15 protein-coding genes and 1 pseudogene are annotated in these 14443 nt (G+C 35.4%); 9 read left to right on the top strand and 7 right to left on the bottom strand.

The features are described 5' to 3' along the window. Positions 1–3: 3 nt before the first annotated feature. From mnmE to rpmH, 6 genes are all read right to left on the bottom strand, one after another. On the bottom strand, positions 4–1386 hold the full coding sequence (gene mnmE, locus BMY14_RS14070) for a tRNA uridine-5-carboxymethylaminomethyl(34) synthesis GTPase MnmE (protein WP_091833066.1): 1383 nt from the start codon (positions 1384–1386) through the stop codon (positions 4–6). A gap of 296 nt (positions 1387–1682) precedes the next feature. Continuing rightward, the gene (jag, locus tag BMY14_RS14065; RefSeq protein WP_091833063.1) at positions 1683–2315 is read right to left on the bottom strand and encodes an RNA-binding cell elongation regulator Jag/EloR; all 633 of its coding nucleotides are present in this window, start codon (positions 2313–2315) and stop codon (positions 1683–1685) included. Between the two features lie 2 nt (positions 2316–2317). After that, the gene (locus BMY14_RS14060; RefSeq protein ID WP_033368640.1) at positions 2318–2956 is read right to left on the bottom strand and encodes a YidC/Oxa1 family membrane protein insertase; all 639 of its coding nucleotides are present in this window, start codon (positions 2954–2956) and stop codon (positions 2318–2320) included. Between the two features lie 44 nt (positions 2957–3000). After that, entirely contained in the window at positions 3001–3210 is a 210-nt protein-coding gene (gene yidD, locus BMY14_RS14055; protein ID WP_019555333.1) for a membrane protein insertion efficiency factor YidD, read from the bottom strand. A gap of 13 nt (positions 3211–3223) precedes the next feature. After that, positions 3224–3568, bottom strand: coding sequence for a ribonuclease P protein component (gene rnpA, locus BMY14_RS14050; RefSeq protein ID WP_091833061.1), 345 nt, complete (start codon positions 3566–3568; stop codon positions 3224–3226). Positions 3569–3622: 54 nt separating this feature from the next. Further along, positions 3623–3757 carry a 50S ribosomal protein L34 gene (gene rpmH, locus BMY14_RS14045; RefSeq protein ID WP_019555335.1) on the bottom strand — a complete coding sequence of 45 codons (135 nt, stop codon included), beginning with the start codon at positions 3755–3757 and terminating at the stop codon, positions 3623–3625. A gap of 515 nt (positions 3758–4272) precedes the next feature. On the opposite strand from rpmH, the gene dnaA reads away from it, so the two are divergent. The 9 genes and pseudogenes from dnaA (at position 4273) to htpX (ending at position 13612) form a co-directional block, all read left to right on the top strand. Then, positions 4273–5739, top strand: a complete 1467-nt coding sequence (gene dnaA, locus BMY14_RS14040; RefSeq protein ID WP_091833058.1) for a chromosomal replication initiator protein DnaA — start codon at positions 4273–4275, stop codon at positions 5737–5739. Positions 5740–5985: 246 nt separating this feature from the next. Beyond that, entirely contained in the window at positions 5986–7098 is a 1113-nt protein-coding gene (dnaN, locus tag BMY14_RS14035) for a DNA polymerase III subunit beta (protein ID WP_091833055.1), read from the top strand. 107 nt (positions 7099–7205) lie between these two features. Next, positions 7206–7430 (top strand): RNA-binding S4 domain-containing protein, encoded by a 225-nt coding sequence (locus BMY14_RS14030; protein WP_019555338.1) that lies wholly within the window; start codon positions 7206–7208, stop codon positions 7428–7430. Positions 7431–7432: 2 nt separating this feature from the next. Continuing rightward, complete coding sequence (gene recF, locus BMY14_RS14025) at positions 7433–8533, top strand: DNA replication/repair protein RecF (protein ID WP_091833052.1); 1101 nt, start codon at positions 7433–7435, stop codon at positions 8531–8533. A 64-nt stretch (positions 8534–8597) separates the two neighbouring features. Next, complete coding sequence (locus BMY14_RS14020) at positions 8598–9500, top strand: DciA family protein (protein ID WP_177177608.1); 903 nt, start codon at positions 8598–8600, stop codon at positions 9498–9500. Beyond that, a pseudogene (gene remB, locus BMY14_RS21210) lies at positions 9478–9734 on the top strand (extracellular matrix regulator RemB). The gene BMY14_RS14020 and the pseudogene remB overlap by 23 nt, the downstream one beginning before the upstream one ends. 39 nt (positions 9735–9773) lie before the next feature. Beyond that, on the top strand, positions 9774–11756 hold the full coding sequence (gene gyrB / locus BMY14_RS14010; RefSeq protein ID WP_091833047.1) for a DNA topoisomerase (ATP-hydrolyzing) subunit B: 1983 nt from the start codon (positions 9774–9776) through the stop codon (positions 11754–11756). A 206-nt stretch (positions 11757–11962) separates the two neighbouring features. Next, a complete protein-coding gene (locus BMY14_RS14005; protein WP_091833044.1) occupies positions 11963–12691 on the top strand; it encodes a TerC family protein in 729 nt (242 codons plus the stop codon). Positions 12692–12748: 57 nt separating this feature from the next. After that, a complete protein-coding gene (gene htpX / locus BMY14_RS14000; RefSeq protein ID WP_019554985.1) occupies positions 12749–13612 on the top strand; it encodes a zinc metalloprotease HtpX in 864 nt (287 codons plus the stop codon). A gap of 51 nt (positions 13613–13663) precedes the next feature. On the opposite strand, the gene BMY14_RS13995 is transcribed toward htpX, so the two are convergent. Beyond that, positions 13664–14257 carry a nucleoside/nucleotide kinase family protein gene (locus tag BMY14_RS13995; protein ID WP_019554986.1) on the bottom strand — a complete coding sequence of 198 codons (594 nt, stop codon included), beginning with the start codon at positions 14255–14257 and terminating at the stop codon, positions 13664–13666. Positions 14258–14443 lie beyond the last annotated feature (186 nt).

Genomic DNA, 14443 nt, shown 5'->3' with positions numbered 1-14443 from the left:
AAACTATTTTCCAATACAAAATTGACTGAAAATCTGATCAATGATATCTTCACCGACCGTATCACCTGTAATTTCCCCCAACTTTTCCCATGCAGAACGCAGATCAATCACAATAAAATCGGGTGACATTTCACGATGTATTGTCTGCAACGCTTCCTCAAGATGTTCATCGGTTTGGCGCAAAGCCTCGATTTGACGAACATTATTCACAAAAGCACCTTCTTCAGCTTGCACTTGCCCACTATAAACCATATCCACAATCGCTGTTTCAAGTTCAGGTAAGCCAGCTTCCGAGATAGTCGAAATTTCTATTATTTTATGATTTGGCAGAACAGATTTAATATATGCAATATCTAATTTCGCTTCCAAATCACTTTTATTGATAAGAATCAAGGCTTCTTTTTTTGCGAGTAATGCCAAGATTTGTTTATCCTCACTCGATATTTCCCGGGAAAAATCAAACAAAGCTAAAACAAGATCAGCTCGTTCAATATAGCTGCATGCTTTTTCCACCCCAAGTTGTTCAACGATATCTTCCGTTTCACGAATTCCCGCCGTATCAATGATTTTAAGCGGAACACCACCAATATTAGCATATTCTTCTATAATATCACGCGTTGTACCTGGGATATCAGTTACAATCGCTCGATTTTCATTTAATAATAAATTCAAAAGACTAGATTTTCCAACATTTGGTTTACCAATAATTGCTGTTTCCAAACCTTCGCGTAAAATACGTCCCGTTTTCCCAGTTTTTAATAGTTTCACCATCTCTTCCCGCAAAATAATGATATTGTCTCTTACTTCATCTGTTGCAACTTCATCAATATCATCTTCGGGAAAATCGATGGCTGCTTCTAAGTGAGCAATCATTTCCAAAATCTGATGCCGATACTCACGAATTTTATCAGAAAAGCATCCCTCTAACTGCCCCACAGCCATACGCAAAGAGGCATCCGTTTTAGAACGAATAATATCCATGACTGCCTGTGCCTGTGATAAATCAAGTCGTCCATTTAAAAAAGCCCTTTTCGTAAATTCACCAGGTTCTGCTAAGCGTGCTCCTGCCTTAAAAGTCAATTCTAAAATTCTTCGCAACGGCAGGCTACCGCCATGACAATGAATTTCTACAACATCTTCGCGCGTATAAGAATGCGGTGCATACATTGGAATGCATAAAACTTCATCTATAATGGTTGAATTCACCGGGTCAATCACACTGCCATATGTTGCTTGATGTGAAATAATATCTCTCATTGGCAGATGATTTTTAGCTTGAAATATCTTACTAGCAATGTCGACAGCCTGCTTACCGCTAATGCGGATAATTCCAATACCTCCTTCACCCACCGCAGTTGCAATAGCACTAATTGTATCAATTTGCATTGTTTTATCACCTATAATACCCTTTCATTCTTATTCAAAACAGATCTTAAAAATAAAGTTATATCCGTTCAATCTATTATTTTATATCATAGCAGATTGAATAAATAAAGTCATGAAACCGTAGATAAAATTCAACAAAAAAATAGAGCCCTCCCAAATAAAATTTGAGACAGCCCTTTCACAGTTCTCTCGTAGTCCAATATATCACATGTTACAGTATGGATACACAAAAATCAAGCAGCCCTGCAAAAATACTATAATCAATAAAAAAGCACGCCGTAAGCCGCCTTTTTATTTCAATTATTCCTCACAGCAATTACAACTTTTCGATAAGGCTCTTCACCGTCACTATAAGTCATAATCCGATTATTATCCTGTAATGCAGTGTGTATAATCTTACGTTCATGACGATTCATCGGCTCAAGAACAATTTTTTCTCCAGAACGCCGTACCTTATCAGCCAGACGCATCGCTAAACGACATAGAGTTTCCTCTCGACGTTTCCGATAATCTTCTACATCAATAATTATTCTAATTTTTTCTTCGCTCAAATCACGATTTGCTGCTAAATTTGTTAGATACTGTAATGCATCCAATGTTTGACCATGTTTACCGATTAAAATACCCAAATCATTTCCTTTGAGATTAAAAATATAATGCTCTTCTTTTGCGGCTTGTTGAATTTCAACAGCAAGTTTCATCGATGAAAAAATCTTATGCAAAAAATCAAGTGCAACCTCAACCGGAGTCAATTTTTTTACAGTTACCTTTACCTTTGCAAGTTTAGCACCAATGAGACCAAAAAAACCGTTGGTTGGTTCTACCATAACTTCATAATCAACACGGTCTTTGGTTAAATTAAGTTCCGCCAGTGCCGAATTCAGCGCTTCTTCAATAGTCTTACCGGTTTTTTCAACTGCAGCAGCCATTGTTAAGCAGCCTCCCTTTTTATAGTGTTTTCACCACGATACATCCACCATTGCTGTAAAATCTGCATAAGATTACTGATAACCCAGTAAATAACAAGTCCAGAAGGAAAGGTACAGCTAATCCAGCCAATAAATAAAGGCATAAAGATCATCATCATTTTTGTCTGTTGATTCATTTCTGCCGACGTTTGTTTTTGTTGAACAAACGTGGTCAGGGCAGACAAAACAGGTAAGATGTAAAATGGGTCTGCATCCGATAAACTAGACATCCACAAAAATTGCGGATCACCGACATAATTAAAGTCTCGAAGCGCATAAAACATTCCCATCAAAATCGGCATCTGAGCAATAAGCGGCAAACAACCAGCCAATGGATTTACACCGGATTCTTTATATAGTTTTGCCATTTCTTTTTGTAGTACGTCCGGATTTTTTTTATGCTTTTCTTGCAGCTTTTTCATTTCCGGCTGCATATCCTGCATTGCCTTCATTGATTTCACTTGTTTTACCGTTAATGGATAAAGTAATAATTTAATGACAATAGTCATTAAAATAATTGCCAATCCATAATTTTCTAAACCAATGGTTCCACTGATATGATAGAAAAATTCTAAAATGCTTTGCAGAAAACCTATCAGCATATCGAATATAAACAAAATCTCACATCCTCAACTTGTTATCTCTATTACTTCACAGGGTCATAACCGCCTGCATGAAAAGGATGACATCGTAAAATTCGTTTTACGGCCATCCAGCCACCACGCCGTGCCCCGTATTTTTCAATTGCAATTAACGCATACTCCGAACAAGTCGGGATAAAACGACAAGACGGCGGTTTTAGCGGAGAAATACCAATCCGATAAAATGTTACCAAAAAAATAAATATCCGTTTCATTTTAATCCGCCTCTTATTCCAAAATACGAGCTTTTTTACATAAATCTTTAAAAGCTCGTTCAACGACTGCACATTTAACAGTCGTAGCAGCTTTTCTGCCAACTAACAATAAATTATGTTTCATTTTTAATTGATTTTGATTCAATCTGTACGTTTCTCTAAGCAGACGCTTTAAACGGTTTCGTGTAACGGCATTGCCAAGTCGCTTACCGGCTGCAAAACCAACTTTGCTCTGCGGTTCTTTTACAGATAAGACATACAAAACCATATACCTGTTTGCATATGATTTTCCATATCGATAAACACTTTGAAATTCTCTGTTTTTCCGCAGAATTTTCTGCTTGGATAATTTATACATAATGGATCCTCATTCCGCCAAATGGAAAAAATAGGTCACCGGAGTGACCTAATATTATGCAGATAATTTTTTTCTGCCTCTAACACGTCTTCTTTTTAAAACGAGACGACCACCTTGGGTCTTCATGCGTTCACGAAAACCATGCGTTCTTTTTCTCCAGAGCGTATTTGGTTGATAAGTACGTTTCATATCTCAAGCACCTCCTTGCCACAATACAAAAAACAATCGAATAAAGTTAAAATCACTATGCCTATTTATCACAAATTTTAACTATAAAAATTATAGACTACATAGCCGCTAGTGTCAAGAAAATTAAGGTGCATATAAACATAAAACTGTGGATATTTCTCGATCTTTTCTTTATTTTCTTTAAATACCTGTTGATAACTTCGCTCTATTTTGGTAATATATCTTTAGCTAGTTGTCCACATTTTCTACAACTGTTACCATTTTATACCGAAAAGCTTTGATTTATTAACAAAATTTAACACTTATCCACAATTTTATCCACAGCTGCAAAAACAATTGCCAATCCTAGCGAATACAAAGCTTCGTGAAAATATTTTTTTCCGATTTTGTATTTTTTTTCGCCTTTTTTCCGTTTTTCTTTAATAAGATATCCACACCTGTGTATAAAATTGTGGATATCTTATTAAGATGTTAATAAATATTGTTTATATCTCGTTTTAGAAAGGATTTTCTCTATGGATCAAACTCAATTAAATGCCAACTGGGAACAAATTTTAACAAAATTAGAAGACTCCCTTTCCCAAATCGTTTGTGAAACTTGGTTAAAACCACTTATTCCACTTTCTTTGACGACAACAACACTCGAACTTGGTACACCGACTGGTTTTTCAAAAGAATGGATTGAAAAACATTATATTCCATTTATCGTTGATGCTAGTTATGAGGTTACCAAAGCACGACTGGCAATTGATATTACCAGTCTAAATACAGAACTAAATAATAATCAGTCAGAAATTCCACTTCCCCAGACATTATCAAGACCGGCGGCTTCCCTGCAAGAACAAAAAGATACGGCAAATATATCTTATCAGGTTCCCTTTCAGACTACGATGCTGGATGATCAAAACCAGCCAATCCTCCAGCCAGAAATTCCTTCCCCCATTGCTCCTGGTGATTCATTTTCCCTCAATCCAAAATATGTTTTCGAAACTTTTGTAACGGGTAATTCCAATCGATTCGCCCATGCAGCCGCACTTGCTGTAGCCGAATCCCCTGCGAAAGTTTATAATCCATTTTTTATGTACGGCGGTGTAGGTCTTGGAAAAACCCATTTAATGCACGCCATCGGTCACAAAATAATTCAAAATCACCCTGAAATGCGTGTTTTATACATTTCAAGTGAAAAATTCACTAATGAGCTTATAAACTCTATCCGTGATGGTAAACCAGAAGCTTTTCGCCAGAAATATAGAAATATTGATGTATTGCTCGTGGACGATATTCAATTTTTATCAAAAAAAGAACATACTCAGGAAGAATTTTTTCATACTTTTAATACTTTGCATGATGCAAATAAACAAATTATTATATCGAGCGACCGCCATCCTCGTGAAATTCAAACACTAGAAGATCGCTTGCGTTCAAGATTTGAATGGGGGCTTATTACTGATATTCAGGCCCCTGATCTTGAAACACGGATAGCAATTTTACGAAAAAAAGCATTAATTGAAAGTTTAAATGTTCCAAATGACGTAATGGTATACATTGCCAGCCGAATCGACAATAATATTCGTGAGCTCGAAGGAGCCTTAACGCGCGTAGTTGCTTATGCTTCTTTGAATAATCAGCTTGTGACAAATGAACTGGCTGCTGAGGCTTTAAAAGATGTCTATCCTACTGACAAAACAAAACAAATTACACTCGAACTTATTCAGGAGATCGTTGCCTCTTATTTTAAAATAAAAGTAGATGAACTACTCGTAAAAAAAAGAACCAGAAATCTTGCTTTTCCGCGGCAAATAGCCATGTATCTATGCCGCGAATTGACGGATAGTTCACTGCCACGCATCGGTGAGATGTTTGGTGGACGAGATCATACGACCGTAATTCATGCTCACGATAAAATATGCAGAGAACGAAACGAAGATATAAAACTCAATAATATTATCAAAGAGTTGATTCAACGAATTGAAAGCATGTAGTGTATAACTCTGTGTATAAGTCTGTCGTTTTCCTGTAGATGAAATGTTTGTAAGTACTTATCCATAAATTACCTGTGAATATGTGGATAAGTCACCTTATATTTATAAACAAGTTACTAACAGTCAAAATGTTAATAACCCAATTGTATTTCTTACTTATCAACATTTCCACAGGCCCTACGACTACGACGACTATTTTTTTATTATAAATATAACAAGTAATAATATATAAGAAGGAGGACAAAAATGAAATTTACCTGTCCTAAAGATGAACTTGTTCAAGCTGTTCAAATTGTGTCTAAAGCTGTATCGAGTAAACCACAAATGCCTATTTTATCTGGAATTTATTTAAATGCTACGAATAATACCTTAGAATTACAAGCTACTGACTATGAAATAGGGATTACCTGTAAAATTGATGCCCAAATTGATGAACCAGGGGCAATTGTATTATCTGGCCGTTATTTTCAAGAAGTAACACGAAGACTACCAGGAGAAAATGTAGAAATTATTTCAAATCGTGCTGATCAAACGGTTAAAATATCATCCAATACAGCCGAATTTAATTTATTAAGTTTACCAGCAAATGAATTTCCTACCGTCCAACAATTAACAGGAAATATTACGTTTCAGATTCGCGATAACATTTTTCGTGATTTAATTAAAAAAACAGTTTTTGCGTGTTCAACAGATGAAGCACGTCCAGTTTTCACAGGTTGTCTTCTTGAAGTAAATAATTCAGACGTAGTGATGGTAGCAACAAATACACATCGCTTATCTATAAAACGCGAAATTTTAGATGATTTTACGGGTAATATTAAAATCATTATTCCATCAAAAATACTAAATGAATTAACAAAGATAATGATCTCCGAAATTCCTTCGAATGTCACTGTCAATTGTTCATATAATCAAATTAGTTTCGCGTTTGATAATGTTTACATAACATCTCGATTGATTGAAGGACAATTCCCTGACTATCAACGCGTTATTCCACCAGAATTTAATACAAAAATTAAAATAAATACGCATGCTTTTCAGTCGGCTGTAGATCGTGTTTCTTTAATTTCTCGTGCGGGTGATTATAATATAATTCAGCTGATATTTACTGAAAATAAAGTTGTAATTACCTCGAATAACCCTGATATTGGAAAAGCTGAAGAATCTGTCCCTGTATCAATTGAAGGTCCGGAAATCGATATCGCTTTTAATGCAAAATATGTAACGGATATACTAAAAAATATTGAAAGCGAAATTTTTTATTTTTCCCTAAATAAATCATTAACACCAGCTAATATTAAACCTTCAGATGATGATACCTATAACTATATTGTTACACCAGTTCGAACAAATTCTTAAAACAGAAAATATAATTTTAAATGAATTTCAGGGACAAGGGACACTCCTTTGTCCCTGAAATTCAATATTTTAAGATATTAGGGACATATAGAGAAGGAGAGCTTATAATGGAAAATATCGAGATTAAAACCGATGTCATACAAATGGACCAGCTTTTAAAATGGGCTGGAATTATTGAATCTGGTGGTCAAATGAAATTTATGATTGAAGATCAGGTTATTAAATTAAATCAAGTTCTCGTGACGGAAAAACGAAAAAAAGTATTTCCTGGCGATATTTTGGAAATTAATGGTGTTGGAACTTGGAAAGTAGTTAAAGTACAGGGTGAATAGGCATGAAAGTCAAGAAACTTACTTTACACAACTATCGTAATTATCGAGATTTAAAATTGCAATTTGATAAAAATATTCATATTTTTTTAGGCGAAAATGCACAAGGAAAAACGAATATCATCGAAGCCATTTATTATGCTGCTATGGGACATTCACATCGCACAAATACGGATCTGGATCTGATTCGTTGGGATGAAAAAGAAGGTTTTGTGCAACTTGATTTTGAGAGACTTGATGTTGAGAATCAATTAAAATTTCACTTCAGTCAGGAAAAAAAGAAAAGTATTATTTATAATGGGCAGACTATTAAACAAAAAGATTTAATCGGGGCGATCAATGTAGTTTTGTTTTCCCCGGAAGACTTGTTTTTAATTAAAGGGTCACCAGCAGGGCGGCGTCGTTTTCTTGATATAGAGATATCACAGGCAAGTCCTGCTTATTATCATGAGCTGACGAAATATACACATATTGTTGCGCAGCGAAATATGCTTTTAAAAAAAATCAGGGAGCGCCGGGCAAAAAGTGATATGCTCGATAACTGGGATCCACAATTAGAAAAATCTGCGGCGATCATAGTGCATAAGCGATTGGATGCGGTAAAAAAACTTAATATGCTGGCGAATCTAATGCATAGACGTATCTCGACAAATCGCGAAAGCTTAGAAATTACGTATGAAATAAACGGAATAGAGAATGGTATGACAGGGGAGTTCATTTCATGGTATAATAGTAAATTGAAAGAATCTCGTGAAGTGGATATTTTACGTGGTAGTACAAGTATTGGTCCACATCGTGATGATATGGTTTTAAATGTGAATCAAATCAATTTACGCTCATTTGGATCGCAAGGTCAGCAGCGCACTGGTGTTCTTGCATTAAAGCTGGCTGAATTAGAATTCATTAAATCTGAAACAGGAGAATATCCCGTTTTACTATTAGATGACGTTATGAGTGAACTTGATGCTGCTAGGCGTGAGCAATTATTGCTTTTTATTCAGAAAAAACGGATTCAGACTTTTATTACAGCAACCGATCAGGCTTATTTTCCAAAAGGAAAAGTAGGTCAATATCATATAGTGTCTGCTGGAACGATAGTGGGGTGATAATTTGGGATTTAGTAAAGCACGATCGTCCCAATTTGAGAAAGTAAATTTGATAATCCCAAAAATGATTCATTCAATTGGTGTGAATAAACAATATAAATCTCAATTGATTTTTTTTTATTGGTCCAAAATTGTTGGTCATGATATTGCAATGCAGTCAAAACCCGCGGAACTTGAATATGGAATTTTGTTTTTGACTGTAAAAAATTCAGTTTGGTCACATCATTTATCCATGATGAAAATTGACATTATTGCTAAGATTAATCATTTTATTGGTGAAGCATTGGTAAAGGATCTTCGTTTTCGTAATTATGAATTTGATAGTACCGCGAAAACAATTGAAAAAAATAATGAAGGACCTAATCTTGGTAAATTTTTAAGGCATGTGACATTGGAAAAACAGGAAATAGAACAGGTGAATCGACAATGTGAGTCTATTCAAGATGAAAATTTGCGGGCACAGCTGGTACGTTTGTATCAAAAAAATTTAAAACTGCACAAACTAGAAAAGCAATATGAATGGCATCCTTGTGCAAAATGTCAGGTTCTTTGTCCGAAAGAACAATTGTATTGTAATATTTGTGAGCGTGAAAGTAGACACGAGGTCGAGGCTAAAATTCGTAAGATTCTTAGCGATGTACCATGGGCTCGTTATGCAGATATTTATAAATATATTTCGTGCAGTCAGGATATGGTAAACAAAGAGCGCATTAAAATGATGCAGAAACTTGTGACGCAAGTTGATCCAGAAGATACAGCTAGTATGGACGCGAAGACGTTAACCATGCTGTATCGATGTATTCCGCCTGATCAGTTAAATGAAGATCTTATAAAGAAGACATTATATAAATTTAGGCATGATTTGCCATTTCGAAAGACCTTGAAAAAAATTAATAAAAATAGCCCTAAGCAAACAAAAGCAAAAGAATTCAGGAGGACAAATCATGTTTCTGCATCTCGGAAGTGATACAGTGGTCGCATTAAAAGATGTGATTTCGATTAATGATTTTAAAAGTTTTCGTTCTTCAGTGAATCGTGAATTTATTCAAAAAATGCGTGCGAAAAAAAAGTAATTGATGTTTCAGAAAATCAACCGAAATCGCTTATTGTAACGAAATATAAAATATATTTATCGGCAATATCTTCTGTTACTTTAAAAAAACGTGCTGATACAGTCTTTGATAATGATGGCGCATTTTGATTATTGCTATAGCGGGGAAAGAGTATATGGAGGTTTTTTATGAGTAAGAATGATGAAAATAAGAATGATGATGCAAATTTGGAGACAGTTGAAATTCATCTTGACGAAGGTAGTGCTGAAGTTTCAGCGGTTGAGGGTGATTATGGTGCGCAGCAGATTCAGATATTAGAGGGTCTGGAAGCTGTTCGTAAACGTCCAGGAATGTATATAGGAAGTACTTCCAGCCGCGGACTTCATCATCTCGTTTATGAAGTAGTCGATAATAGTATTGATGAAGCCTTAGCAGGTTATTGCAGCCATATAGAAGTAACGATTCATCAAGATAATAGTGTTACGGTTGTTGATAATGGGCGAGGAATTCCGGTTGATATGCATGAAAGCGGCAGACCAGCTCTTGAAGTTGTATTAACTGTATTGCATGCTGGTGGTAAATTTGGCGGCGATGGTTATAAAGTATCTGGTGGACTTCATGGAGTAGGGATATCGGTTGTAAATGCACTCAGTTCTTTACTTGAAGTTGAAGTCAAAAGAGATGGAAAAATATATAATATGAGTTTTTCCAAGGGATATACCACAAGTGCACTCAAAGTTGTCGGTGATACGGATGAAAATGGAACAAAAGTTCATTTCGTGCCGGATGTTGAGATTTTTGATGAAGTTGTGTATGATTATGACATTTTGAAACATCGTTTGCGTGAGTTAGCTTTTCTAAATCAACAAATCACAATTACTCTGACAGATGAACGTGATGGGCATAACGAAATTTTTTACTTTGAAGGTGGAATTCGTTCTTTTGTGGCCCATTTGAATCGCAATAAAGAAGTTATAAATACGGATCCTATTTATTTTAATGGTACGAAGAATACGACCGTTGTTGAAATAGCAATGCAGTATAATACAAGCTATACGGAAAATATTTATAGTTTTGTTAATAATATTAATACAGAAGAAGGCGGAACCCATTTAGCTGGTTTTAAAATTGCTTTGACTCGTGCCGCAAATGATTTTGCCCGTAAGCAAAATATATTGAAAACGTCTGAAGATAATTTAACGGGTGAGGATATTCGTGAAGGCATTAGTTGTATCATCAGCTTGAAAATTCGCAATCCACAGTTTGAAGGTCAGACCAAAACAAAACTCGGAAATTCTGAAGTTCGTGGTATTGTGGATTCGATTGTCAGTGAAGGTCTTTCTGAATTTTTTGAAGAAAATCCAGCTATTACGAAAAAAATTATTGAAAAATCAATTATGGCATCTAGAGCGCGTGAAGCAGCGAGAAAAGCTCGTGAACTTACACGACGTAAAAATGCTTTGGAAGTTAGTTCGCTGCCTGGTAAATTGGCAGATTGCTCGATTAAAGATCCAATGCAGACTGAAATTTATTTAGTCGAAGGGGACAGCGCCGGTGGTTCAGCAAAACAGGGGCGTGATCGTAGATTCCAGGCTATTTTGCCACTTAGAGGTAAAATACTCAATGTAGAAAAAGCTCGACTGGATAGAATTTTAAATAATGATGAAATTCGTACGATGATTACTGCTTTTGGCAATGGTATCGGCGAAGAATTTGATTTAACCAAAAGCCGCTATGGTAAGATTATTATCATGACAGATGCGGATGTCGATGGTGCTCATATTCGTACTTTGTTATTGACGTTCTTTTATCGTTATATGCCAGAACTTTTGACAAATGGACGTATTTATATCGCACAGCCACCTCTTTACCAAGTGCGAAAAGGAAAGCAGCACTGGTACACGTATAGTGATGATGAAATGGCTGCCAAACTCGATGAGATTGGTCGTGATGGTATTGTTGTGCAGCGTTATAAAGGTCTTGGAGAAATGAATCCAGAACAGCTATGGGAGACAACGATGGATCCTGAAGGTCGTACTGTTTTGCAAGTCAAGCTTGATGATGCGGAAGCTGCGGATAGTATTTTTACGATTTTGATGGGCGATAAAGTAGAACCTCGTCGTAAATTTATTGAAGATCACTCCCATGATGTACGTAATTTAGATATTTAACTTGTTGTCTATATTTGACATTAGAAAATTTTTATGGTAGTATGAGAGTATAATTCCTGCAAGGGGAGTAGCTGAACGATCGATTATCGTCAAGACGGGTGAGAACTCCGGTACGATCGGCATTAATTTGTAAGTAAGACCTTGTCTCATGTCATGTATTTGGCTGAGGCAAGGTTTTTTGTTTATAAAAGGAGAATTACAAGATCATGGACATGATTTTTAGTACGATTTTTTCCGCAGAGTGGCTTGTTGCTTTTGGCAGTATTGTTTTGTTAGATCTTATTATGAGCGGTGATAATGCCATTCTAATTGCGTTAACCTGTAAAAACTTACCAAAAGAACAACGATTTAAAGCTATGTTTATCGGCTGTTTTGGTGCGGTTTTTATTCGTATAGTACTGACATGTTTTGCTGCAACCTTACTCTCGATTGTTTATTTACAATTTATTGGTGGTTTAGCACTGCTCTATATTGCGATGAAACTTTTAATAGATCATGGAGGTTCGGCTGTGGTTGAGATAAAAAAGACCTCCACATTGCTTGTAGCGATAAAAACAATTTTAGCTGCAGATTTAATTATGAGTATGGATAATATTTTATCATTGGCGGGTGTTGCGAATACAGTCAGCGGTGATAAATGGATACTTATTTTTAGTGGTTTAATGGTTAGTATTCCAATCGTTTTATGTGGTGCGCAATTTTTTTTGTGGCTTATGAATAAATTTCCAATTATTATTTATTTTGGTTCGGGAATACTTGCCTGGACTTCAGGCAAAATGATGGTTACCGATCCTGGCATAGGATATTATTTTATATCTGGTGCACCTTATATTGAATGTGGATTGACTACAATTGTTTTATCAATTGGCTGGTATTTTAATAAAATACATGTAAAAAATTTAAAAAACGCTAAAAATATGGTATCTTATAAGTAAGATCCATTTTAAATAAGATGTCTTAAATTTAAATAAAAATAATGGAGGATGTTTTCTATGAATATGTTAAAAACAACGATACTCATGGCATTGCTTACGGGTATTTTAGTTGCAGTCGGCGGTGCGTTTGGTGGTCAAAATGGAGCAACGATTATGCTGCTCATATCATTTGGAATGAATTTTTTCACATATTGGTATAGTGATTCCATTGTGCTGAAAGCTTATGATGCGCGTGAAGTAACACCGACGCAGGCACCGGACCTTTATAATATGGTTGAAAAATTATGTGCAAATGCGGATTTACCAATGCCAAAAGTTTATATCATAGATACAGATGTTCCAAATGCTTTTGCAACGGGGCGCAATCCATCCCATGCAGCCGTTGCTGTTACTACCGGGATTATGAAAACATTACAATATGATGAGCTGGCTGGCGTTGTAGCCCATGAACTTTCCCATATAAAACATCGTGATACATTAATTAGTACAATGGCAGCATCGATTGCCGGGGTCATTTCATGGATTGCTACAATGGCACAATGGTCGGCTATCTTTGGTATGGGACGCAGTAACGATGAAGAGGATAGTGGTGGTACGGCGGGCTTATTATTTACCATCATCGTAGCTCCATTGGCTGCTATGTTGATTCAAATGGCAATTTCACGATCGCGTGAATATGAAGCGGATGCAAGTGGTGGTAAAATTTGTGGAAATCCATTAGCCCTTGCAAGTGCTCTTGAAAAGATTGATTATTATGCAAAGAATGTTGTGATGCGTCAGGCTACGCCAGCAACATCTCATATGTTTATTATTAATCCGCTGGCTGGTTCAACGGAAAAAATAATGAATCTGTTTAGTACGCATCCAGCAACCGTGCAACGTATTGCTAAACTTAAAGAACAAGCCAAAGCGTTAAGATAATCAAAAAAGGATCTCTATTCATATTTTAAAGTATGAGATAGAGATCCTTTTTTAAATTTTACTATTTAAATTTTTGCTGTTTTGTAATGGATTTATTTTTTTACGATCCATGAGCCCCATAAATGATAAAATCTGGTCGATGGCAATATTCGGATCAAGCACATTTTTTACAACATGTGTGGTGACTTTCCAAGTTTCAAACTCACCATTATTTTCAGCATATTCCAAGTTATGTTTGATATCATCATTTGATTCTTTCATCATCAGCATCCGTTCAACGAGTGTTACATAATCAGCCATTATATAAATGGATTCAATGCGTTCTGATAAAAGTTTGGTTAATTGCTTTAATCCGTTGGCTTCAAGTAAGATAATGCTTCGATTGCAAGTTTGCAAGGTTTTTAAAAGTTCAAGTTTGGAGAGCCCATAATATTCGCCTCGATAGGTGACTTTTTCAATTAAATCTAGTTTGAAAAAAGTTTCTTTATCAACAAAATGATAATCCTCACCATTTTTTTCATTTGCTTTTGGTTTTCTTGTTGTATAACTCAAAATATAAGGAAGACCCAATAATTTTAAATGTTGAATCAACAGGGTTTTTCCTGAAGCATGGGGTCCAATAATCGCATAAATTTTGTTCGTCATAGCCAAGACTCCAATTCTTTTAGTTATTGTCTAACTTTTATACGATACAAGTATGTAATTACTTTTGAAATAGCATTGGTATTTATCAGTCAATATATAATAAAATTCTGTAATTTATTTTACCATATATTCAAGGATTTATAAATAAAGAAAGTTAAAATATAAATATAATCATCATTCCTACTG

The organism is Propionispira arboris (assembly GCF_900109225.1).
GTDB lineage: Bacteria > Bacillota > Negativicutes > Selenomonadales > Selenomonadaceae > Propionispira > Propionispira arboris.
This window is presented reverse-complemented; position numbering and strand designations above follow the sequence as displayed.

Bases quoted from the DNA above. Each gene is read 5' to 3' on its own strand.
- rpmH (WP_019555335.1), bottom strand. From the start codon at position 3,757: ATGAAACGTACTTATCAACCAAATACGCTCTGGAGAAAAAGAACGCAT.
- htpX (WP_019554985.1), top strand. From the start codon at position 12,749: ATGAATATGTTAAAAACAACGATACTCATGGCATTGCTTACGGGTATT.
- gyrB (WP_091833047.1), top strand. From the start codon at position 9,774: ATGAGTAAGAATGATGAAAATAAGAATGATGATGCAAATTTGGAGACA.
- mnmE (WP_091833066.1), bottom strand. From the start codon at position 1,386: ATGCAAATTGATACAATTAGTGCTATTGCAACTGCGGTGGGTGAAGGA.
- BMY14_RS14060 (WP_033368640.1), bottom strand. From the start codon at position 2,956: ATGCTGATAGGTTTTCTGCAAAGCATTTTAGAATTTTTCTATCATATC.
- BMY14_RS14005 (WP_091833044.1), top strand. From the start codon at position 11,963: ATGGACATGATTTTTAGTACGATTTTTTCCGCAGAGTGGCTTGTTGCT.
- jag (WP_091833063.1), bottom strand. From the start codon at position 2,315: ATGGCTGCTGCAGTTGAAAAAACCGGTAAGACTATTGAAGAAGCGCTG.
- dnaA (WP_091833058.1), top strand. From the start codon at position 4,273: ATGGATCAAACTCAATTAAATGCCAACTGGGAACAAATTTTAACAAAA.
- BMY14_RS13995 (WP_019554986.1), bottom strand. From the start codon at position 14,257: ATGACGAACAAAATTTATGCGATTATTGGACCCCATGCTTCAGGAAAA.
- rnpA (WP_091833061.1), bottom strand. From the start codon at position 3,568: ATGTATAAATTATCCAAGCAGAAAATTCTGCGGAAAAACAGAGAATTT.
- recF (WP_091833052.1), top strand. From the start codon at position 7,433: ATGAAAGTCAAGAAACTTACTTTACACAACTATCGTAATTATCGAGAT.
- BMY14_RS14030 (WP_019555338.1), top strand. From the start codon at position 7,206: ATGGAAAATATCGAGATTAAAACCGATGTCATACAAATGGACCAGCTT.
- dnaN (WP_091833055.1), top strand. From the start codon at position 5,986: ATGAAATTTACCTGTCCTAAAGATGAACTTGTTCAAGCTGTTCAAATT.
- BMY14_RS14020 (WP_177177608.1), top strand. From the start codon at position 8,598: ATGATTCATTCAATTGGTGTGAATAAACAATATAAATCTCAATTGATT.
- yidD (WP_019555333.1), bottom strand. From the start codon at position 3,210: ATGAAACGGATATTTATTTTTTTGGTAACATTTTATCGGATTGGTATT.